At 42.1% G+C, this 21,287-nt stretch carries 21 protein-coding genes and 1 other annotated feature; of the genes, 14 read left to right on the plus strand and 7 right to left on the minus strand.

Annotation, left to right across the window (positions count from 1 at the left end; genetic code table 11):
• Positions 1–162: 162 nt before the first annotated feature.
• The 3 genes from rlmC to PSF16_RS10350 all read right to left on the minus strand — a co-directional run bounded on the left by rlmC (position 163) and on the right by PSF16_RS10350 (position 2,304).
• The gene (gene rlmC / locus PSF16_RS10340; RefSeq protein ID WP_272689217.1) at positions 163–1,290 is read right to left on the minus strand and encodes a 23S rRNA (uracil(747)-C(5))-methyltransferase RlmC; all 1,128 of its coding nucleotides are present in this window, start codon (positions 1,288–1,290) and stop codon (positions 163–165) included.
• Between the two features lie 7 nt (positions 1,291–1,297).
• On the minus strand, positions 1,298–1,810 hold the full coding sequence (locus PSF16_RS10345) for a YbjN domain-containing protein (RefSeq protein ID WP_272689218.1): 513 nt from the start codon (positions 1,808–1,810) through the stop codon (positions 1,298–1,300).
• Between the two features lie 125 nt (positions 1,811–1,935).
• Complete coding sequence (locus tag PSF16_RS10350; protein ID WP_412033798.1) at positions 1,936–2,304, minus strand: YbjC family protein; 369 nt, start codon at positions 2,302–2,304, stop codon at positions 1,936–1,938.
• Positions 2,305–2,481: 177 nt separating this feature from the next.
• Between PSF16_RS10350 and PSF16_RS10355 the strand changes: the two genes are divergently transcribed.
• The 4 genes from PSF16_RS10355 to PSF16_RS10370 all read left to right on the plus strand — a co-directional run bounded on the left by PSF16_RS10355 (position 2,482) and on the right by PSF16_RS10370 (position 7,516).
• Entirely contained in the window at positions 2,482–2,745 is a 264-nt protein-coding gene (locus tag PSF16_RS10355; RefSeq protein WP_006657693.1) for a GrxA family glutaredoxin, read from the plus strand.
• A 420-nt stretch (positions 2,746–3,165) separates the two neighbouring features.
• A complete protein-coding gene (ybjG, locus tag PSF16_RS10360; RefSeq protein WP_006657692.1) occupies positions 3,166–3,774 on the plus strand; it encodes an undecaprenyl-diphosphate phosphatase in 609 nt (202 codons plus the stop codon).
• Positions 3,775–4,678: 904 nt separating this feature from the next.
• Positions 4,679–5,995: a serine/threonine transporter gene (locus tag PSF16_RS10365; protein ID WP_006657690.1), complete on the plus strand. Its 1,317-nt coding sequence runs from the start codon at positions 4,679–4,681 to the stop codon at positions 5,993–5,995.
• 153 nt (positions 5,996–6,148) lie between these two features.
• Entirely contained in the window at positions 6,149–7,516 is a 1,368-nt protein-coding gene (locus PSF16_RS10370; protein WP_036974669.1) for an L-serine ammonia-lyase, read from the plus strand.
• Between the two features lie 64 nt (positions 7,517–7,580).
• Here PSF16_RS10370 and PSF16_RS10375 read toward each other — a convergent pair whose 3' ends face one another.
• Both PSF16_RS10375 and PSF16_RS10380 read right to left on the minus strand, forming a co-directional pair.
• Complete coding sequence (locus tag PSF16_RS10375) at positions 7,581–9,137, minus strand: hypothetical protein (protein WP_272689219.1); 1,557 nt, start codon at positions 9,135–9,137, stop codon at positions 7,581–7,583.
• 254 nt (positions 9,138–9,391) lie between these two features.
• The gene (locus PSF16_RS10380; RefSeq protein ID WP_006657687.1) at positions 9,392–10,597 is read right to left on the minus strand and encodes a serine hydrolase; all 1,206 of its coding nucleotides are present in this window, start codon (positions 10,595–10,597) and stop codon (positions 9,392–9,394) included.
• 267 nt (positions 10,598–10,864) lie between these two features.
• Between PSF16_RS10380 and PSF16_RS10385 the strand changes: the two genes are divergently transcribed.
• Complete coding sequence (locus tag PSF16_RS10385) at positions 10,865–11,488, plus strand: glutathione S-transferase family protein (protein ID WP_006657686.1); 624 nt, start codon at positions 10,865–10,867, stop codon at positions 11,486–11,488.
• 40 nt (positions 11,489–11,528) lie between these two features.
• On the opposite strand, the gene PSF16_RS10390 is transcribed toward PSF16_RS10385, so the two are convergent.
• Positions 11,529–12,353 carry an SDR family oxidoreductase gene (locus tag PSF16_RS10390; protein ID WP_272689220.1) on the minus strand — a complete coding sequence of 275 codons (825 nt, stop codon included), beginning with the start codon at positions 12,351–12,353 and terminating at the stop codon, positions 11,529–11,531.
• 250 nt (positions 12,354–12,603) lie between these two features.
• Positions 12,604–12,731 (plus strand) — a sequence feature (His leader region).
• Positions 12,732–12,771: 40 nt separating this feature from the next.
• Here PSF16_RS10390 and hisG point away from each other — a divergent pair.
• The 9 genes from hisG (at position 12,772) to PSF16_RS10435 (ending at position 20,475) form a co-directional block, all read left to right on the plus strand.
• Complete coding sequence (hisG, locus tag PSF16_RS10395) at positions 12,772–13,671, plus strand: ATP phosphoribosyltransferase (protein ID WP_006662255.1); 900 nt, start codon at positions 12,772–12,774, stop codon at positions 13,669–13,671.
• Between the two features lie 6 nt (positions 13,672–13,677).
• Positions 13,678–14,994, plus strand: coding sequence for a histidinol dehydrogenase (hisD, locus tag PSF16_RS10400; protein ID WP_272689221.1), 1,317 nt, complete (start codon positions 13,678–13,680; stop codon positions 14,992–14,994).
• Between the two features lie 3 nt (positions 14,995–14,997).
• The gene (gene hisC / locus PSF16_RS10405) at positions 14,998–16,068 is read left to right on the plus strand and encodes a histidinol-phosphate transaminase (protein ID WP_154628611.1); all 1,071 of its coding nucleotides are present in this window, start codon (positions 14,998–15,000) and stop codon (positions 16,066–16,068) included.
• A 13-nt stretch (positions 16,069–16,081) separates the two neighbouring features.
• Positions 16,082–17,149 (plus strand): bifunctional histidinol-phosphatase/imidazoleglycerol-phosphate dehydratase HisB, encoded by a 1,068-nt coding sequence (hisB, locus tag PSF16_RS10410; protein WP_272689222.1) that lies wholly within the window; start codon positions 16,082–16,084, stop codon positions 17,147–17,149.
• Positions 17,149–17,742: an imidazole glycerol phosphate synthase subunit HisH gene (gene hisH, locus PSF16_RS10415; protein WP_006657680.1), complete on the plus strand. Its 594-nt coding sequence runs from the start codon at positions 17,149–17,151 to the stop codon at positions 17,740–17,742. The genes hisB and hisH overlap by 1 nt, the downstream gene beginning before the upstream one ends.
• Positions 17,743–17,745: 3 nt before the next feature.
• A complete protein-coding gene (gene hisA, locus PSF16_RS10420) occupies positions 17,746–18,483 on the plus strand; it encodes a 1-(5-phosphoribosyl)-5-[(5-phosphoribosylamino)methylideneamino]imidazole-4-carboxamide isomerase (protein WP_154601239.1) in 738 nt (245 codons plus the stop codon).
• Complete coding sequence (gene hisF / locus PSF16_RS10425; RefSeq protein ID WP_006662259.1) at positions 18,465–19,241, plus strand: imidazole glycerol phosphate synthase subunit HisF; 777 nt, start codon at positions 18,465–18,467, stop codon at positions 19,239–19,241. Before hisA ends, hisF begins: the two co-directional genes overlap by 19 nt.
• Complete coding sequence (hisIE, locus tag PSF16_RS10430; RefSeq protein WP_272689223.1) at positions 19,235–19,846, plus strand: bifunctional phosphoribosyl-AMP cyclohydrolase/phosphoribosyl-ATP diphosphatase HisIE; 612 nt, start codon at positions 19,235–19,237, stop codon at positions 19,844–19,846. The genes hisF and hisIE overlap by 7 nt, the downstream gene beginning before the upstream one ends.
• A gap of 188 nt (positions 19,847–20,034) precedes the next feature.
• Positions 20,035–20,475, plus strand: coding sequence for a YbaK/prolyl-tRNA synthetase associated domain-containing protein (locus PSF16_RS10435; protein ID WP_224063805.1), 441 nt, complete (start codon positions 20,035–20,037; stop codon positions 20,473–20,475).
• Positions 20,476–20,631: 156 nt separating this feature from the next.
• Here the strand turns inward: PSF16_RS10435 and PSF16_RS10440 are convergent, their stop codons facing one another.
• The gene (locus PSF16_RS10440; RefSeq protein ID WP_272689224.1) at positions 20,632–21,267 is read right to left on the minus strand and encodes a CatB-related O-acetyltransferase; all 636 of its coding nucleotides are present in this window, start codon (positions 21,265–21,267) and stop codon (positions 20,632–20,634) included.
• Between the last annotated feature and the right edge of the window lie 20 nt (positions 21,268–21,287).

Raw genomic sequence — 21,287 nt, forward strand, 5'->3', positions numbered from 1 at the left:
GAAGGAGATGATTATTCAATTCAATTTTTAGATTTGGGTAAACCTAGTTTTCCCAGAAAACTCATCCACAAAAAGATAAGTATGCCTGATACACAGACTCTTCCACCATTAGAAGGTACGTTAGTATAGTCGAGTTAAGCTGGATAACTATCCAGCTTAAAATCACTTGCGCTTCAATAAGCTCAGTACTTCATAGTGTGCAGTATGTGGGAACATATCAAATAATTGAACTTTACAGACTTCATACCCCGATAATAACGCAAAATCTTGTGCCATGGTTTGAGCATTGCAGCTGGAATAGAGAATATACTCAGGATGCATATCCGATAAATAAGTGCATAAATTCTTACCAATACCACGACGCGGAGGGTTCACAAGAACTAAATCAGGAATATCGTCACGGCTAGTCGCAAAATTCGTCGAATCTAACGCTTGAAACTCAACATGCTGTAAACCCAGCTCTTGAGCAGATTGGCGAGCACACTCAATCGCTGGTGCACTGATTTCAATGCCCGTTAATTTTGTTGTCTTATCCGCGCAATGCAAACCAAATCCACCTACACCACAAAACAGATCCCATAAGCTAGTGATATTCAGTGCTTTCACCCACTCGCGAGCAGTTTGATATAGCTGAGATGCCACAATCGGATTCGTTTGGAAAAAACTTTGAGGGCGAATAAATAGAGGAACTTGGTTAAATTCATCCCGTAGCACATGCTGTTTCGTGAACATAATTTCCTGTTCACCCTCTAAAATAGCCATATGAATAGGTTGAATATTGGCGGTGATCACTGCCAATTGTGGTAATTTTTCTTGTAACCAAGGTAATGCGTTCTGTAACTGCGCGATTTTTTTATCGGAGCGCAAAACAAAGCGCAGCATGAATTGCTTGGTATGCCAGCTTTGAGTCAGCAAAATATATTTTAACTCACCGCGCTTACGCTCAATGTTATAAGGCGTTAGACCGGCTCTAGCAATAAAAGGAATCAACTTCGAAAAAACTTGAGAAAACTCGGCCGGATATAACGGGCACTCCGTCAAACTGACAGCAACACCATCACGATTAACAATCCCCAAAATGGGCTTTTCAACGCTGCCGCTCACGACCATTTTGGCTTTATTGCGAAATGCTTCAGCCGGTCCCGTTATAGGGAATAAAAATAAGGACGAATCAAGAGAAGGCAATAACGATTGCAAATGGCTTTGTTTGCGGGAAATTTGCTGTTCTGGCGATAATTCGAGCCATTGACAGGAGAGGCATTCTCCCGCCAAATATTTTTCACAGTGCATAGTGTATTTAGTGAATAATTACAGACGGTTTATCGTCAGGATCAGATTCTACTTCATCATCTTCCACTTCGGCGTCTTCAAACTCATCGTGGTTAGCATACAACAGATTATTACTGAAGATTTCAAAGACAATACTGGAAATTTGCTCTTCCGCTTCTTGAATAAAATGACTAAATTGGCGGTATGTCATACCCGCACCTAACGAAAATGATTGGCTGACGACTAATTTAGGCAGGTTTTCATTATTAATTTCGAGAAAAACCTTCGCAGTTAACGAGCTGGCATTAATTTGGCTAATATTCGCGACCAATGTAATAATCGCTGTTGGCTTAAGTTCCGCCAGTGCTGATAACACGAGGACATTATTAATAATGTCTAGTTTCGCATCAAATATTCCATCAATGTTTTGCATATGCGGAAGATGCAGCGCAGCACAAGAATCACACTCGAAATAAGAGGTTTTGAGTTGGTCGAGCCACTCACGTAATTGTGAGATATCTGGGTAACAAATGGAGTCCATGATCAATAACCTTCTTCAACTCAAAATAACGGCACAACAAAAATAACACTATTCATTCTAACAAATAGAAAGCGGATAATTTTCACACATCATCAGTCTAAACACCAGTAAAACCATGCTCAGTTCTACTTTTCGTCTGGTTTATCATCATCTATTAGATCATTTTTAGACTGCCGACGGTCACGGCTTGCGCTGCCCGATTTATTATCAATGCCTAAAAAAGTAAGTCCATGCACTGCGCGCCAAATAATGTTGATCATCGCAGGGATCAGGCACCCCATCCCAACCAGTATCATTGAGATGATCGCACCAGAACTCGCCAGCCAGTCTGGGAGAGTAATATAGTTATTTGTGGCAAGTAATACAGTGACTAATAATATGATTCCAATACCTTCTAGGAAAAGCACAGGCTTTGGCATATCCGCTAATGAGCGCATCGTTCCCTTCGTTTCTTTCGTGGGTTTTTGCTGTTGTTCCATGATGTTTTCCTTCATTTTATTGCCTTGCACTGACAGTATTGTTACAACGATTAGCGAATTATATATGCTGCCTATAGCTATGAAAGGAAAATTCAACTTTTATTTCTAAGCTGATGTTGGCATAGTATTGAGCATTATTATTTCGTATCTGATTAGTCATTAGAATCTGAGTTCTAAATTTAAGGAGATATTATGTACACTGTTATTTTTGGTCGCCCTGGCTGCCCATACTGTGTTCGCGCTAAAGAACTTGCAGAAAAACTGAAAAATGAACGTGACGACTTCGACTATCGCTATGTTGATATCCAAGCAGAAGGTATCTCTAAAGAAGACTTATCTAAAACTGTGGGTAAAACTGTTGAAACCGTGCCTCAAATTTTCATCGATGAGAAACACATCGGTGGCTGCACTGATTTCGAAGCATATGCTAAAGAAAATCTGAGCCTGTACAAATAATCAATATTACAACGCTCTTTCTTTTATAAAGCCTCAAATGAGATTCCTCTTTTGGGGCTTTACTTTTTCTTTTTGTGCTATGAAAAAATATTTTCATCAAAAATTGCACATTTTCCGATCATAGTGAGAACTTTCCTCTTTTCTCGTAGTCTTAATGAGTGCCACTGCTTTTCTTTGATGTCCCCATATTGAGGAGCCCGATAGCCATTTGATTCTTTCATGCTATCGGGTTTTTTGTGCCCAGCGCTTTTACATTTCCCCTGATAAATCACTGTTATTGAGCAAATATTGATTGAGTTAATGTTTAACAAAAAGTAAATTTGTCACCTTGAGTAGCAAGGTCTAGGGCAATCTAGAGTTATCCCCATTCCATTGCTATGTCCTATCTTCTTGAGAACACATGTCCGAGGTACTTTGATCGTGCTGGAACAATTAAATCTGGATCTTTTTAATCTGATCAACGCAACGCCTGAGTCCGCCAGTGGTACTATTGCGTTAGCCACGGTGATCGCCAAACGCTTGATCCTTATTTTCCCGCTATTTACTGTTGCGTGTTGGTTTTGGGGCGCGCAGTCAAGTATGACTCGCCAACGTGCCTTTGCCTGTAAAACGGCTTACGCCATTGTCATTGGCTTAGTAATTTCTTGGTTGATTGGTTATTTTGCACCACATGAGCGTCCTTTCGTGATGGGCATTGGCTCTAATTTCTTAGATCACGACGCAACTCCGTCTTTCCCAAGTAACCATGGAACTATTGTCTTCACGTTTGTTTTTGCTTTCTTATTTTGGCTAAGAACATGGGTTGGCTTCGTGTTTATGGTTCCTGCCATCGTTATTGCATGGTCTCGAATTTATCTTGGTGTTCACTGGCCGTTAGACATGATCGGTGCATTTATCTTAGGTGCTATTTCTTGCGGTTTATCTCAGCTGATTTGGGCTGGAGGCGGCAGTGTTATTCAGCAACCACTCACTCGTCTTTACCACCTCGTATTTGGTTCTCTCATTCGTAAAGGATGGATGCAACCTTAATTGGTGATTTAAAGTACTGACCTATTATCAGTGTCAGTACTTTCCCCTTCATTTTCTCCATCATTAAATATTGAGCTAAATCAAAGTTTGTTTTCATTTATTTTTAGCGATAATAACTTTATTTGAATTTATCAAATAAATATTAAAACAATTAATTAACAAATATTTTGTAACTATTTCTTATTATTTTTTTCGACAAAAAATAAGTATTTTATTTCCCATCTTAAATCCCCTAAAATAATTAACATATTTCGCAAGAACATTAATTAACCAAAAAAATTAATCACGTTATTAATTAATTAACACAAAGGAATAAATTCCTTTTATATCAATATGTTAAAACAAACCCCAGCTAGGTATTTCTCTAAAGAATAAAGCGGTTTTTTCATCCGTATTTTCAAGTCATTGATCATCTGATTGACGTTAAATTTTTTATTAACATGATAACGGTTTTAATGTTTTGTATTTTTATATAAATAAATTTGTCGAATAATCATTTTATGAACATTGCCGAAAATCCATGAAAACTAGCACTAAGTTAAATTTCATTAACAATTTTACAAAATTCACTGTGACCTGATAAACATGGGGGATATCTCTCTTTTGAGATAATGATCACGGCATTTTGCTCTGCTAAAATGTAGATTCTCACACTCAAAATCCACCTTTAAAAATTACTTATAAAATTACAAAACTGATTGAAAATGAATTTCATATTCATCTTAGTTTTATTTCCAATCAGATTGTTACGTATAAAACCATTATTCATGGCTAGACAGTGTATTAACCGATTGTTTATTTACTAATCACTGATTAAACCGTCGATTAATCGTACAAAAAGATTAAGAGCCTAGTGAAATAGGCACCCAATTTTTATTTTTGACTTTTATTTTTGGAGACTATTATGGATACAACAAAAGTTGGTTCCATCAACAAAACAGCCTCGCAAACAGGGAATGCTACCGCTTGGCGCAAAACAGACACCGTGTGGATGCTCGGCCTTTATGGTACCGCCATCGGCGCGGGTGTTTTATTCTTACCTATCAATGCGGGTATGAGTGGATTACTGCCAGTATTACTGATGTTAGTACTTGCTTTCCCAATGACATTTTTCGCTCACCGTGGTTTAACACGCTTTGTACTTTCCGGTTCAAAGAAAGACGGTGACATCACTGAAGTTGTAGAAGAACACTTTGGTCGTACAGCAGGTAACTGGATCACCCTACTCTATTTCTTTGCTATTTATCCTATTCTGTTAGTTTATGGTGTTTCTATCACTAACAACGTCAACAAATTCCTGACTGAACTTTTAGGCGTTGGCGCTCCACCACGTTGGTTGCTGGCACTGATTTTAGTCGGTGGCGTTATGGCAATCGTGGCATTCGGTGAAAAATACATTGTTAAAGTCATGAGTATGCTGGTGTTCCCATTCATCGCCGTACTGGTCGCTTTCTCTCTGTACATGGTTCCACACTGGAGCTCCGATGCTCTGAGTACTTTATCGTTAGATAGCGTGGCTGAAGCGGCTAAAGCATCCGGCGGACAAAGTATTTGGATCACTATCTGGCTAACAATTCCAGTGATGGTGTTCGCGTTTAACCACTCACCAATCATCTCTGCATTCTCAGTGGCAAAACGTGAAGAATATGATGAAGCCGCAGAAAAGAAATGTTCACGCATTTTGGCTTCAGCCCACATCCTGATGGTTCTGACTGTGATGTTCTTCGTCATCAGCTGTGTATTCACGCTATCATCAGCAGATCTTGCTGCTGCTAAAGCGCAAAACATCAGTATCCTTGACTATCTGTCTGGTTACTTTGATCAGCCGTTCATCAAATACGCAGCAGCTATCATCGCCTTTATCGCTATCATCAAATCATTCTTAGGTCACTACTTAGGTGCTCGTGAAGGTTTCAATGGTTTAGTTGAGCGCGCGTATCGTGCGAAAGGTAAAACTGTTGATATCAAGAAATTAAACCGTGGTACTGCCCTGTTCATGCTGGTAACAACGTGGTTAGTCGCAACGCTGAACCCAGGTGTACTGGATATTATTGAAAGTTTAGGTGGTCCAGTCATCGCAATCCTGCTGTTCTTGATGCCAATGTATGCAATCAGCAAAGTTCCTGCAATGCGTAAATACTCCGGTAAACTCAGCAACATTTTCGTGGTTATCATGGGTCTAGTCGCAATCTCCGCTGCAACTTACAAGTTATTCTTCTAATTAAAAAATTAGCAAATAATTAAGTAAATCTAAGCCCTCAATTAACCTATATCAATCTGGTTAATTGAGGGATCTTCTATAATCATCTTACTGACAACAAATACCCTGTAATTGGCAGTTTGATGGGGATCCTTCAATATAGGAAGACAGAATATGATTAGCGTATTCGACATTTTTAAAATCGGTATCGGACCATCCAGCTCACACACTGTCGGCCCTATGAAAGCCGGTAAGCAGTTTGTCGATGACCTCATCCAGCAAAATCTTCTCACTAAAACCACACGTATTTCCGTCGATGTTTATGGTTCTTTATCGTTGACAGGTAAAGGCCACGCCACTGATATGGCGATTATTATGGGTTTAGCGGGTAATCTGCCCGATACGATTGATATTGATGCTATCCCAGCATTTATGCGCAATGTTGAGCAAACAGGCAAACTGTTGCTGGCAAATGGTCAACATGAAGTTGATTTCCCAACTGAAGGTGGGATGAATTTCCATTCAACCAACCTACCATTACATGAAAACGGAATGACTATCACTGCATTTGCGGGTGATAATATTCTGTATACCAAGAATTATTACTCCATTGGCGGTGGCTTTATCGTTGATGAAGAGCACTTCGGTCAAGAAACCGAAAATGCAGTCCAAGTTCCCTATCCTTATAAATATGCGGCTGATTTACAGAAACACTGTAAAGAAACGGGACTATCTTTATCTGCATTAGTGATGCAAAACGAGTTAGCCCTGCACAGTAAAGAAGAGATTTCTGAATACCTCGCTGCAGTTTGGGATGTCATGAAGTCGGGTATTGAACGTGGTGTGAGTACCGAAGGTTTATTACCCGGTCCATTACGTGTTCCTCGCCGTGCTGCCGCACTACGTCGCCAGCTAGTCACTTCAGATAACAACAATATCGACCCAATGGCAGTTATTGACTGGATCAACATGTACGCGCTTGCCGTCAATGAAGAGAACGCGGCAGGCGGTCGAGTTGTTACTGCGCCGACAAACGGTGCTTGTGGGATCATTCCTGCCGTTTTAGCCTACTACGATAAGTTTATTCGCCCAGTTAATGAAAACTCGTATACCCGCTATTTCTTAGTGTCCGGCGTCATTGGTACATTATATAAAATGAATGCCTCCATCTCTGGCGCTGAAGTCGGTTGCCAAGGTGAAGTGGGTGTTGCTTGCTCTATGGCGGCGGCAGGATTAGCGGAGCTAATGGGGGGCAGCCCAGAGCAAGTGTGTGTTGCCGCTGAAATCGCCATGGAACATAACTTAGGCTTAACCTGTGACCCAGTCGGTGGGCAAGTGCAAGTACCGTGTATTGAACGTAACGCCATTGCCTCTGTTAAGGCTGTCAATGCCGCACGTATGGCATTACGCCGTGTGAGTGCGCCAAGCGTGTGTCTCGATAAAGTGATCGAAACCATGTATGAAACAGGCAAAGATATCAATGCTAAGTATCGTGAAACATCACAAGGCGGTCTGGCTATTAAGCTAGCTCACTGTGAATAATCCTTCACCATACATACAAAAAGGGCCTGCAATTGCAGGCCCTTTGTTATTTATAAAGACGTGACTACCAAACTTGATAGGGTGTTTTTGTTTCTACCAGTATGCCCAATTGCCCAACTGCTCCACTTACTGAATCATTCGTATTTTGAGCTATCGTTTCTAAGGTTTGCACCAAATCACTCATACTTTCAGCTAATTTGTTCCCAATTAACTCATCCTCAATGGCTAAACCACCGACCACAATAGAATTGCTAATACTATCTCCACCACGAACTGAGCCAGAATTGGTGCCTGAGTTAAATGCCGTTCCAGCGGAAATAGCAGGCGATGGTGTCGTCGTCTTCTCTACAGATTTCAACGAAAATTCTACTCTAGAAGAGCTTTTAGTAGGATCATTTAGCATTTCCTCACCTTGTGTAGCTAAAGCACCAATTTCAGATAACATTGGTTTTAATTGCTTGAAAGTCTCCATATCCGTTTTGACCGATAACTGATAAAGACGATATGTTTCTTCCAATTCAGAATAAGATTGGCGACCATGTTGTAAACGGTCTGCTAATTGTTTTTTCTCTACCTCTAATAAGTCAATTTTATCTTTTAAATTAGATACTTTAGAGCTGCATTCAGACTCTTTTCGCACTTTCTCATCTAAGATACCTGTCAGGTAAACAAGATCATTATTCAAACGTGTAATTCGGGCATTTAAACCTTCATTGTTTTCATTAACCCGCAATAGCTTTTCATTCAACTCAGTGAGTTTTTTATTTTTTTCATCAATTTTGCATTGAAGTTCGGTAATTTTTTCTTCTTGTTTTTTATTTCTATCTTGCTGTGTTTTTAAGCGTTCTTCTAATTTATTTTTGTCTCCATTTGCTTGCTCCAATTTAGCTTCGAGACTTTGAATTTCTTTTTTCCCTTGATCAACAAGTGCTTTCAAACGGTCAATTTCACCACGTTGAATCTGCATATCTGAATGCAATTGTTCAACATTCTGTTTGGCTTTTGAGAGCTCATTATTCAGCTGCGCTTTTTCTTGTTCATGATTAATTAGGCGTTGATTCGCTTCCTTTAATTTATTTTGATCTTCCTGAGATTGACGTTTCTGATCCGCTAATTCTTGCTGTTGTTGTTGTAATTCTTGTTTTTGGGATTCAATGTCTTTCTGCAATTGCAGTAATTCATTATTTTTACGGATAATTTCCTTATTCGCATCCGCTAATTGCTTTTGCATACCTTGATATTTTTCAATACCACTTTGTAATTCCCTAATCGCATTACCCCCTTTAATGAAAGAGTTTTCACTGTTAGTCGAGCCTAATCTGTTCAGTGCAGAACCACCATTTAACTCATTATTGTTTAAACCAAAGTTTGTACTATGACCGCCTTCAACTCCCCCATTGTTCAGCCCTTCATTGTTACCATCCCCCCCTTTAATAATATGGCTATTTGTATGGTGGTTAACCGTGTGACCGCCATTGACTGAACCGCCCCCCTTACCAGAATCCGTTGCATTACCTGACTTTATAACTCCTGTATTTTCACCACAGTTATCCGCTTGACCACCATTAACACTGCTCTCACCGATCCCTTTGGTATTTTTTTGTTGAAACAGTTGTTGCATTCTTTCGTCCATGGAAATGCCCATTGATACGTTCTCCGTTAAAATAGATTAGATAAAATGATTTAAAAATAAGTATATCGAATGAAAAATAAAACCAACAATAATTTAACTTATTAATTTTCAAACGATTTAATAATTATTAAATTAAATAGAATCTATTTCAATTGAAGTTAATCTGTAAATTTAATTAATATTAAAACAAAAAGGCCTCATGAATGAGGCCTTAATTGATTTGCTAAATAACGAATTACTTCTTATCCAAAAATTGCATTCCACCAACCCGTAATCGTCTTCATGACATAATCCCAAATTCGCCCAAAGAAACCCGCTTCTTCAACCGCTTGCTTAGCGACTAATGGGTGTTGCTCGATAACTTCATCATTTAAAATAAAGTTAATTGTGCCGACTTTCTGGTTTAACGCTAATGGTGCCTCTAGGGAATCATTATCCAGCTTGATATCCACTTTTAAATTCTGTAGCTGACCTTTTGGAATCGTCACTGCTACATCGTTTTCCACGCCTAAAGGCACTTCTGAAATATCACCAAACCATACACGCTGTTTTTGTAGTACGGCATCACCTTTAATTGGCGTCACCGTTTCAAAAAATCGAAAACCCCAAGTGAGTAGCTTTTCACTTTCAGCAAAACGAACACGGTCACTCGGTGCCCCTAATACCACGGAAATTAGACGCATAGGACCATCCGTTGCTGATGCCACTAAATTATGACCAGCCCCACTAGTATGCCCTGTTTTCACGCCATCGACTTTGAGATTCTGGCTCCACAATAAACGGTTGCGGTTAGGCTGACGGATATTATTGAAGGTAAATTCTTTTTCTTTGTGTAGTACATACTCATCAGGTACATCACGGATCAGCGCTTGCGCTAATACTGCCATATCTCTAGCAGTACTGTACTGCCCATCAGAATCTAAGCCGTGTACTGTTTTAAAATGCGTATTTGTTAAGCCAATTTTTTGAACGTAGCCATTCATCAAGTCAACAAAAGATTCTTGGCTTCCTGCAACATGCTCAGCAAGGGCAATACTGGCATCATTCCCAGATTGGATAACCACACCTTTGTTTAAATCTAATACCGAAACACGATCCTTCGGCTTCAAAAACATCAAGGATGACCCTTTTAAAATCGGATTCCCCGTCGCCCATGCAGCCTCACTAACGGTCACCATATCCTGAGGTGTAATTTTCCCCGCCTTCACGGCCTGCCCGACGACATAACTCGTCATGATTTTGGTCAAGCTCGCAGGGTCTAAACGTTCATCAGGGTTACTGGAAGCTAAAATTTTGCCGCTGTTATAATCCATCAATACAAACGCTTTTGCATCAACTTGTGGAGCAACGGGTGTCTGAGCCGCATAAACACTCGCGCTCATCACAACGAATAGACTTAATCCAATACCAGTCCCTCGTACGGTCGAGGACAACGTGTTTTTATTCATTGGTTACTCCTTTACTATTCCAACTCAAATCATTCATCACAATCAAAACCATCATTAGGCGTTCACTAGAAACCAAAAATGCAGTCAAATTCATCGAGATACTGCAAAATATTACTTCACTAAAACACTCTCTATACCCTAAACAAAATAGACAACAATGACCACCAGCAATGAGTAAATAATAAAGTTCCTCAATTCATCAATTTCATCTATCTTAGTTAGGTCAAATCTAAATATTCGGTCAAAAACATAATATGGGAGATTCCAATGTTAACTGTCTGGGGACGTACTAACTCTTCAAACGTCAAAAAAGTACTGTGGTGCCTGAAAGAGCTGAATATTCCTTATAATCAAAAAGATGTTGGTGGACCATTCGGTGGTGTCGATACACCTGAATATAAAAAAATGAATCCAAACAGCACAATTCCAACTTTACAGGATGAAAGGTTTACCCTGTGGGAATCCAATGCAATTTTACGTTACCTTACGGAAAAATATGATCACTCTCACCTATTGTTAGCCGCTGATCTACAAGAAAAAGCTGCTGCCGATAAATGGATGGACTGGAGCGGCGCCAATCTGTTTGATCATATCAAACAAATGATGAACAAAATTGTTCGTGTCCCTGAGGCCGACAGAGACCCAGTTCAAGCCAAAATCATTTATCAAAATATCGAAAAGCTTTTGGCAATTGCTGATGAGGCACTTAGCACTCAAGCCTATTTTAGTGGGGATAAATTTGGGATTGCGGATATCGCTATTGCGCCACTGTTCTACCCATGGCATGAGATTGTTACTGAACGCCCTGCATTTCCTCATTTAGAGCGTTGGTATCAAACACTGACCCAACGTCCAGCCTTCCAAGAAATTGTCATGTTACCTATCAAATAACCGTTTACCGTGGTGCCAAAAGAAGCGCCACGGCTTAGCCTTAGCTCATCGGCATATATAATGGATGCGTGAATTGATACTCATAACCCAGCTCATGACAAATTCGTTGTCCATCAATTGTTTTACCTGCCATTTCATCCTCTTCTAACACAAACTTTGGCGGCGTTAAATTCAGAGACTCAGCGGCTTCAGTATAAAACTGTTGGCGAGTTGGATGCTCGGGCGCACATAAATTATAAACATGCCCACCTTCTGATCGCTGAATTAATAACAAAATCGCTGCAATAACATCGTCTTGATGCACCATATTAACTGGCTGATTCGCGCCCTTGACTTGCTCTTTTCCTGCAAGGAATCTCCCTGCATGCCGATTCTCCCCGACCAGACCCGCTAGTCGCAGTACATCTACACGAATATTCGGTAACCCATGAAGCCACTGTTCAACAGCAATTAACGCTTTAGCGGAGGCTGTTTCACCCAATAAAGGCGCATCTTCCGTAATACCCCCCTCAACCTCACCATAGACAGATGTGGATGACGTAAAAATAACTCGAGGAACCTGATAGCTTATTGCGCTGTCCACTAATTGCTCAATGGCCACAATATACCCTGAAAGGCTAACTTTCGATGGCGGCAGTAAAATCACCAATACCTCGGTTCCTTCCATTAACTGGTCCAAATCATCGACATCACAGCGTAATTCTGGGGTTAACTGCAATTGATAACAATCAATACCTACCCCACGAGCCGCTTCAACACCATCGATACTCGTTTTTGTTCCTGCCACATTCATTCCGTGAGCCATCAAGCGATTTGCTAGAGGTACACCTAACCAACCTAAACCAATAATGGTGATTTTTTTCATGTTACTGTCCCGCTACTGAGAAAGTGATTACATCATTGCCCATAGATTAGCTGAAAATCATTTAACTTCCGAAGCTATTTTCCAAGAGATTAATCACTATAAAAAACCACTAACTAATTATTATGCGTTATTTTGAAAAAAAGGGTTGCATTCATAGTATGAAATCGGATAGCTTGATTAGTATTGAATGTTTAAGCAATTATCCAAATAACTAAACGGAAGCTATTATGACCTGTATTTCACGCAACCATCATCACCACCATCATCCTGATTAGTCTTTCGGGCGATGTGTGCTGGAAGACGATCAACGACTCTTCCGGTGGCTGAAATGCAAATTGAGAGAACCCTCGGAAGATAATCTTCCGAGGGTTTTTTTATTATTAATCAAAAAGATATTTTTGGGATGTGGAGTAGAATTATGTTGGACAAATCACGTTTACGTATCGCAATACAAAAGTCAGGACGTTTAAGCGAAGAATCAAGAGAGCTCCTTGCTCGCTGCGGCATTAAAATCAATTTACAACAGCAGCGATTGATTGCTTATGCAGAAAATATGCCTATTGATTTACTTCGTGTGCGCGATGACGATATTCCAGGGCTGGTCATGGATGGTGTTGTTGACCTCGGTATCATCGGTGAAAACGTATTAGAAGAAGAAGTATTAAGCCGCCAAGCGCGTGGCGAAAAACCGCAATTTACCACCTTACGTCGCCTTGATTTTGGTGGCTGCCGCCTCTCTCTAGCTGCGCCATTAGACTTCAATTATACCGGGGCAGAATGCTTGAATGGTTCCCGTGTCGCCACCTCTTACCCGTACCTACTAAAACGCTATTTTGATGAAAAAGGCGTGACATTTAAATCTTGCTTACTGAACGGTTCTGTAGAAGTCGCGCCACGCGCTGGTTTAGCCGATGCCATTTGTGACCTCGTTTCTACAGGCGCAACCCTTGAAGCAAACGGCTTAAAAGAAGTGGAAGTCATCTACCGCTCAAAAGCCTGTTTAATCCAGCGTGATGGCGAAATGTCAGCCGATAAGCAACAGTTAATTGACCGCATGATGACGCGTATTCAAGGCGTTATCCAAGCCCGCGAATCAAAATACATTATGTTGCATGCTCCGGGTGAAAAACTCGAAGAAATCATCGCACTGTTACCGGGTGCTGAGCGACCAACAATTCTGCCATTAGCTGGCGACCAAAGCCGCGTTGCAATGCACATGGTCAGTTCAGAAACCCTATTCTGGGAAACCATGGAAAAACTGAAATCCTTGGGCGCAAGTTCAATTCTTGTTTTACCAATTGAAAAAATGATGGAGTAAATCGCCATGGAACTGGGATTCAATCAACCAATTCGCTGGTCAGACTGCCTTGAAGAACAGCAAGAAACATTACTGATGCGTCCTGCTATTGCCGCCTCTGGCAACATTAGCGCCGCTGTCAGCCAAATTATTGATCAAGTGCGCACTGGGGGCGATGCAGCGCTTATCGCTCTGAGTCAACGTTTTGATAAAACAGAGATTAGCTCTGTTCGTGTTTCACAAGAAGCCGTTGATGAAGCCCAAGCTCGCCTTGGCGATAACATAAAAGCGGCAATGAATACGGCGATTGGTAACATTCGTCGCTTCCACGAAGCTCAAAAACCCACGCCGATCACCGTTGAAACCCAAGCGGGAGTCGTTTGTCAACAAGTCACCCGCCCGATTGATTCCGTTGGGCTGTATATCCCGGGCGGTTCTGCACCATTACTGTCTACCGTCATGATGCTAGGAACCCCTGCGAATATTGCGGGTTGCCGCAAGATTATTCTCTGTTCACCACCGCCGATTGCGGATGAAATTTTATATGCTGCGAAGCTGTGTGGGATTACAGATATCTTCCAAGTTGGTGGAGCACAAGCTATTGCCGCGATGGCATTTGGTACCAAAAGCATTCCTAGCGTTGATAAAATTTTTGGTCCGGGAAATGCCTATGTCACCGAAGCTAAACGCCAAGTTAGTCAAAGCTATCAAGGTGCAGCGATTGATATGCCTGCGGGTCCTTCCGAAGTATTAGTGATTGCTGACAGCCAAGCCAACCCTGCGTTTACCGCCTCTGACTTATTATCCCAAGCGGAGCATGGGCCTGATTCTCAAGTGATTTTACTGACAGATAGTGCTGATTTTGCTCAGCGTGTCATTGACGAAACAGAGAAGCAACTTGCGGTGTTATCCCGTGCATCCATTGCCCGTGAAGCACTTAGCGCAAGCCGCGTCATTATCGCCGATTCTATCGAACAATGCGTGGAAATCAGTAACCGCTATGGACCTGAACACTTGATTTTACAAACCCGCAATGCGGACGAACTCGTGGAATCTATCACCAGCGCAGGCTCCGTATTTGTTGGCGATTGGTCCCCAGAATCGGCGGGAGATTATGCGTCTGGCACCAATCACGTATTGCCAACTTATGGTTATACATCAACCTATTCAAGCCTTGGTTTAGCCGATTTTATGAAGAGAATGACAGTACAAAAACTCTCGGCTCAAGGATTGTTAGGATTAGCAAACACCATAGAAACATTAGCGCAAGCTGAAAAGCTTACCGCTCACAAAAACGCCGTTACCCTACGTGTCACCGAACTAAAAAAACAAAATCAGGAGTGAAACATGAGCCAGACGTTTAATGCCGCCAGCCTTGCGCGTGAAAATGTAAAAGTGATGACCCCATATATGTCAGCTCGCCGTCTTGGCGGGAATGGCGATGTGTGGCTGAACGCAAATGAATACCCAACAGCACCGGATTACCAATTTATTGAGCGTAACCTCAACCGTTATCCAGAAGCCCAACCCGCGGGTGTCATCAATAATTACGCAGCTTACGCCGGATTATCCCCAGAGCAAGTCTTAGTTTGTCGCGGGGCGGACGAATCTATTGAATTACTGATACGCGCATTTTGCGAGCCTGGTAAAGACGCTGTCATGTTCTGCCCTCCTACTTACGGAATGTACAGTGTCAGTGCAGAAACCTTTGGTGTAGAACAGAAAAAAATTCTGTCGTTACCCGATTGGTCACTGAATGTCACCGCTATCCGCGAAAACTTATCGAATACCAAACTGATTTACATCTGTAGCCCAAATAACCCAACGGGCAACATCATCGATAACCAAGCACTGCTGGAAGTATTAGAAATGGCTGCAGGTCGCGCGCTGGTAGTGGTCGATGAAGCTTATATTGAATTTTGCCCAGAATTCAGCGTCGCGAGCTGGCTTGCCAAATACCCAAACCTAGTGATTTTAAGAACCTTATCAAAGGCATTTGCGCTAGCAGGGTTACGCTGTGGATTTACCTTGGCATCCCCTGAAGTGATTGAAGTTTTACTGAAAGTCATCGCCCCTTATCCGCTCTCTACCCCTGTGGCGCTGATAGCTGAAAAAGCCCTAAACGCAGATGGCATCGCCATCATGAAAAAACGCGTGTTAGAAATTCGCGAAAATCGTATTGCGCTTTCGGAAGCTTTGCGTGACTTATCGATTGTCGAAACCGTCTACCCAAGTGAAACCAACTATATTTTGGTGCGTTTTACCGACGGCGCTACAGTGTTTAAAGCGCTGTGGGATCAAGGCATTATTTTACGCGATCAAAGCAAGCAGCCGGGGCTGATCAACTGCCTGCGTATCACCATTGGTACCGAAATTGAAAACGTCCGTGTCATTGAAGCGATTAAAGCACTTTGCTAATTAGGAAATAGTCATGAGCCAGAAAATTCTTTTTATCGACCGTGATGGAACATTAATTACCGAACCACCGACAGATTATCAAGTGGATAGCCTCAGTAAGCTCGCCTTTGAAAAGGATGTCATTCCAAGCCTATTAGCACTGCAAAAAGCCAACTATCGCTTAGTGATGATCACCAACCAAGATGGTTTAGGCACCAAGAGCTTCCCGACAGAAGATTTCGATCCGCCTCACAATTTAATGATGCAAGTATTTGAATCTCAAGGTATCCGCTTTGATGATGTGTTAATTTGCCCACATTTGCCTGCGGATAACTGTGCATGCCGTAAACCAAAAACTAAGTTGGTAGAAAATTACCTGAAAGACGGCGTATTAGATATTGAAAACAGTTATGTCATTGGTGACCGCGAAACCGACATACAACTTGCCCAAAATATGGGAATTAAAGGGCTACGTTACAGCGCCAACGAACTTGATTGGAATGCTATCGCCAATCAACTCACTAAGCGTAACCGCTACGCGCTAGTTGAACGCGTCACGAAAGAAACCAATATCCAAGTAGAGGTGTGGTTAGACCAAGAAGGGGGTAGCAAAATCAGCACGGGTGTTGGCTTCTTTGATCATATGCTGGATCAAATCGCGACCCATGGCGGTTTCCGCTTACGCATTGAGGTTAATGGCGACCTATTTATTGATGACCACCACACTGTCGAAGACACGGGTTTAGCCTTAGGTGAGGCGTTACGTGTCGCTCTGGGTGATAAACGCGGAATTGCACGTTTCGGTTTTGTTCTGCCAATGGACGAGTGTCAAGCACGCTGTGCGCTGGACATTTCAGGTCGACCACACTTGGAATATAAAGCGGAGTTTAAATATCAGCGCGTTGGCGACCTTAGCACTGAGATGATTGAGCACTTCTTTAGTTCATTATCCTATGCAATGGGCTGTACATTGCACCTAAAAACCAAAGGAAAAAACGATCACCACAAAGCAGAAAGCCTATTTAAAGTGTTTGGTCGTACATTACGCCAAGCGATTCGTGTTGAAGGGGACACCCTACCAAGTTCGAAAGGAGTTCTGTAATGAAGGTTGTAATCCTTGATACGGGCTGTGCAAACTTAGCCTCTGTCTCCTATGCCATTAAACGCTTAGGCTACGAACCAACCGTCAGCCGTGATACCAATACCATTTTACAAGCTGACAAAGTATTTTTACCTGGTGTAGGCACTGCCAGCGCTGCGATGGAAAAGCTCGCTGAGCGTGAACTTATCCCTTTAATTAAAGCACTGACTCAGCCTGTTTTAGGTATCTGTTTAGGTATGCAATTACTGGGCAATATCAGCGAAGAAGGTCAAACAGAAATTCCACTGTTAGGGTTAATTGACAGCCCCGTACGTAAAATGGATGCGAACGGGTTACCAGTCCCCCACAGTGGTTGGAATCAAGTGAAAGCACTCGCGGGCAATCCCCTATTTAAAGGGATCAGCGACGATGCCTATTTTTATTTTGTGCACAGCTATTCAATGCCTATTTCCGCCAACACCATCGCGCAAACACAATATGGCAACCTGTTTAGTAGTGCTGTGAATAAAGATAATTTCTATGGCGTTCAGTTCCACCCAGAACGTTCGGGTGCCGCGGGTGCTCGCTTGATCCAAAACTTTTTGGAGATGTAAACCATGATCATACCTGCTTTAGATTTAATTGATGGCACTGTGGTGCGTTTACATCAAGGGGATTACGCCAAACAAACTGATTATGGCACCGACCCACTACCACGCTTACAAGACTATGAAAAACAAGGCGCTAAGTTACTTCACTTAGTCGATTTAACTGGTGCAAAAGACCCACAGAAACGCCAAATTCCTCTGCTGAAAAAACTACTGGCAGGCGTCAGTGTTCCTGTCCAAGTTGGCGGTGGTATTCGTACCGAGGATGATGTCAAAGCACTACTCGATGCTGGAGCGACTCGCGTGGTGATTGGCTCGACGGCAGTGACCCAACCAGAGTTAGTCAAAACGTGGTTTCAACGTTATGGTGGCGACGCTATCGTATTAGCATTAGATGTGCGCATTAATGCGCAAGGCATCAAAGAAATTGCCATTAGCGGCTGGCAAGAAAACTCCAATTTATCCCTTGAACAAGCCATTGAAATATATCGCCCTTATGGCTTGAAACATGTTCTTTGTACCGATATCTCCAAAGATGGCACCCTATCAGGCTCGAATGTGAATTTGTACCGTGAAATTAGCGAAAAATTTCCCGATATTGAAATTCAAGCCTCTGGTGGAATTGGTAATTTAGATGATATCGCCGCCTTGCCAGCCTCTGGTGCTGCGGGTGTTATTGTTGGACGCGCATTATTAGAAGGTAAGTTTACCGTAACGGAGGCAATTGAATGTTGGCAAAACGCATAATTCCTTGTTTGGATGTCCGTGACGGACAAGTCGTTAAAGGTGTGCAATTTCGCAACCACGAAATCATTGGTGATATCGTTCCTCTCGCACAACGTTATGCCCAAGAAGGGGCCGATGAACTGGTTTTTTACGATATTACTGCCTCTTCAGATGGTCGTGTTGTTGATAAAAGCTGGGTCGCCAAAGTAGCCGAAGTGATTGATATTCCCTTCTGCGTGGCGGGTGGAATTAAAAGCGTGGAAGATGCTGCTCAGATCCTCTCTTTTGGCGCAGACAAAATTTCAATCAACTCCCCTGCATTGTCTGATCCAACTCTAATTAGCCGTTTGGCTGATCGCTTTGGTGTTCAGTGCATCGTGGTTGGAATCGATACATGGTTTGATGCAGAGACCAATGAATATTTGGTTTATCAATTTACTGGCGATGAAAAACGCACCACCCAAACTCGCTGGAAAACCCTTGATTGGGTGAAAGAAGTTCAGCAGCGCGGCGCCGGAGAAATTGTGCTCAATATGATGAACCAAGACGGTGTACGACAAGGTTACGATCTGGTACAACTGAAAAAAGTTCGTGAAGTGTGCCAAGTTCCACTGATCGCCTCCGGCGGTGCAGGGGAAAAAATCCACTTCCTAGACGCCTTTACTGACGCTGGCGTCGATGGCGCTTTAGCCGCTTCGGTGTTCCACAAGCAGATTATTAACATCGGTGACTTAAAGCAGTACTTAGCAGAAAATGGAGTTCAAATAAGAGTATGTTAACCACAGAACAATGTAATCAGCTTGCATGGCAAAAAGTCGATAACCTAATGCCCGTCATCGTTCAGCACGCTATTTCTGGTGATGTTCTCATGTTGGGTTATATGAACCAAGAAGCGCTGAAAGTGACTTTAGAGAGCCGTAAAGTCACCTTTTTATCTCGCACCAAACAGCGCTTGTGGACTAAAGGTGAGACTTCCAACAACTTCCTAAATTTAGTCGATATTGTCGCTGACTGCGATAACGATACTTTGCTTGCCATGGCGCTGCCTGATGGTCCAACCTGCCATAACGGCACCACCAGCTGCTTTGCACCAGCTCAAAGCGAATGGGGCTTTTTATATGAATTAGAAACCTTACTAAAAGAGCGTAAAAATGCCTCACCAGAAAGTTCATATACTGCCCGTCTGTATGCTAGCGGCACCAAGCGTATTGCACAAAAAGTGGGTGAAGAAGGCGTTGAAACCGCACTCGCTGCCACGGTGAATGACCGCGAAGAATTAACCAACGAAGCCGCCGATTTGATGTACCACTTAATGGTGCTATTGCAAGATCAAAACCTCGATTTGACCGCCATTATCAAGCGTTTAAAAGAACGCCATCAGTAACTGGCTTAAGGGTAACTATTTTATGATAGCTGCCCTTACTTTCTTCTCTCGTCATTGTTTCTCTCTCTGAACTTGCTATCATTCCCCTCATTTGATGTGGACTTTTGAAGGAGCTCATTGTGTCTGACAATGACGTTTTTACACAGTTAACCCAATTACTGAATAGCCAAAATGCAAAATATCGCGTGATGGAGCACCCAACGGCGGGAAAATCTGAAGAAGTGGCAAAAATCCGCGGCACACAGCTAGGTCAAGGCGCCAAAGGGTTAGTCTGCCATGTAAAAGGAAATGGCGTACGTCAGCATGTTTTAGCCATCCTACCTGCGGATCAACAAGCCGACTTGAGTAAAATTGCCAAAGCAATTGGTGGAACCCGCGCATCATTAGCGAGCCCAAAAGAGGTTGATGAACTTACCCATTGTGTTTTTGGTGCCATCCCTCCTTTTAGCTTCCATCCTTCGTTAAAGCTTATTGCTGACCCTTATCTGTTTGTGCGCTTTGATGAACTCGCCTTTAATGCAGGAAGCTTAGAACGTTCAATTATTCTTAATACCCAAGATTACCAGCGTATCGCGTCACCCACTTTAGTCGAGTTTATTCGCACAAATCATGAGCTTGATATAGCATAAATAAAATAACACCTTTGCTACCTAATTAACGCACTCGTTTTATGGTAATAAAAAAACCAATATAGTCACAAAATGATGGGTAATTAATCTGAAAAAGGGTTATCCACGGATAACCCTCTATAATTGAAAAATCCGGTGTTTCAACACCATAACCCATTACTGAGTTTGGTCATAGTGTTCACTAGCGTCTTTTAATGCCAGGAAATCCGAACTGCAAATAAATCTTTTTAATGCCTCGAATTTATCTTCACTCCATTCATATATCTTCAGCGCTAATAATTGTTCTATCACGTCAGAAGAAAAACGAGTTTTAATAGGCTGCGCAGGGTTCCCTCCCACAATGGTATAAGGCGGAACATCTTTAGTCACGACGCTATTGGTCGCAATCACCGCTCCCTCACCTATTTTGACTCCCGGCATAATAAATGCCCGCATGCCAATCCAAACGCCATCTTCAATTATTGTATCGCCTTTACCAACATAAGCCGCTTCAATATGCTCAAGAAAAGGATACAGGCAGAACCAATCCAATCGATGAGTATGATTACCGCCCATCAAAATCACAGTTTCCGCCCCAATACACTCATAATCGCCAATATACAATTGGTCTACATGCCAAGCTAACTGCCAATTTCGGCTCTGTTCATCGCCTTGTAAATAACGAACCACCGATTGTTCGAAACCGTCATCCCAACAGTCACTATAGTAACTGTGCCGACCTTTAATATGGATGTTAGTGTTTTGAACAACTTCATGTAATAGCTGAGTCTTCGACCAATGTTTCTTTTTCATGGTAAATAACCTTTAAATCA

This window comes from Providencia sp. PROV033 (assembly GCF_028484855.1).
In the GTDB taxonomy this organism is placed as follows: domain Bacteria; phylum Pseudomonadota; class Gammaproteobacteria; order Enterobacterales; family Enterobacteriaceae; genus Providencia; species Providencia alcalifaciens.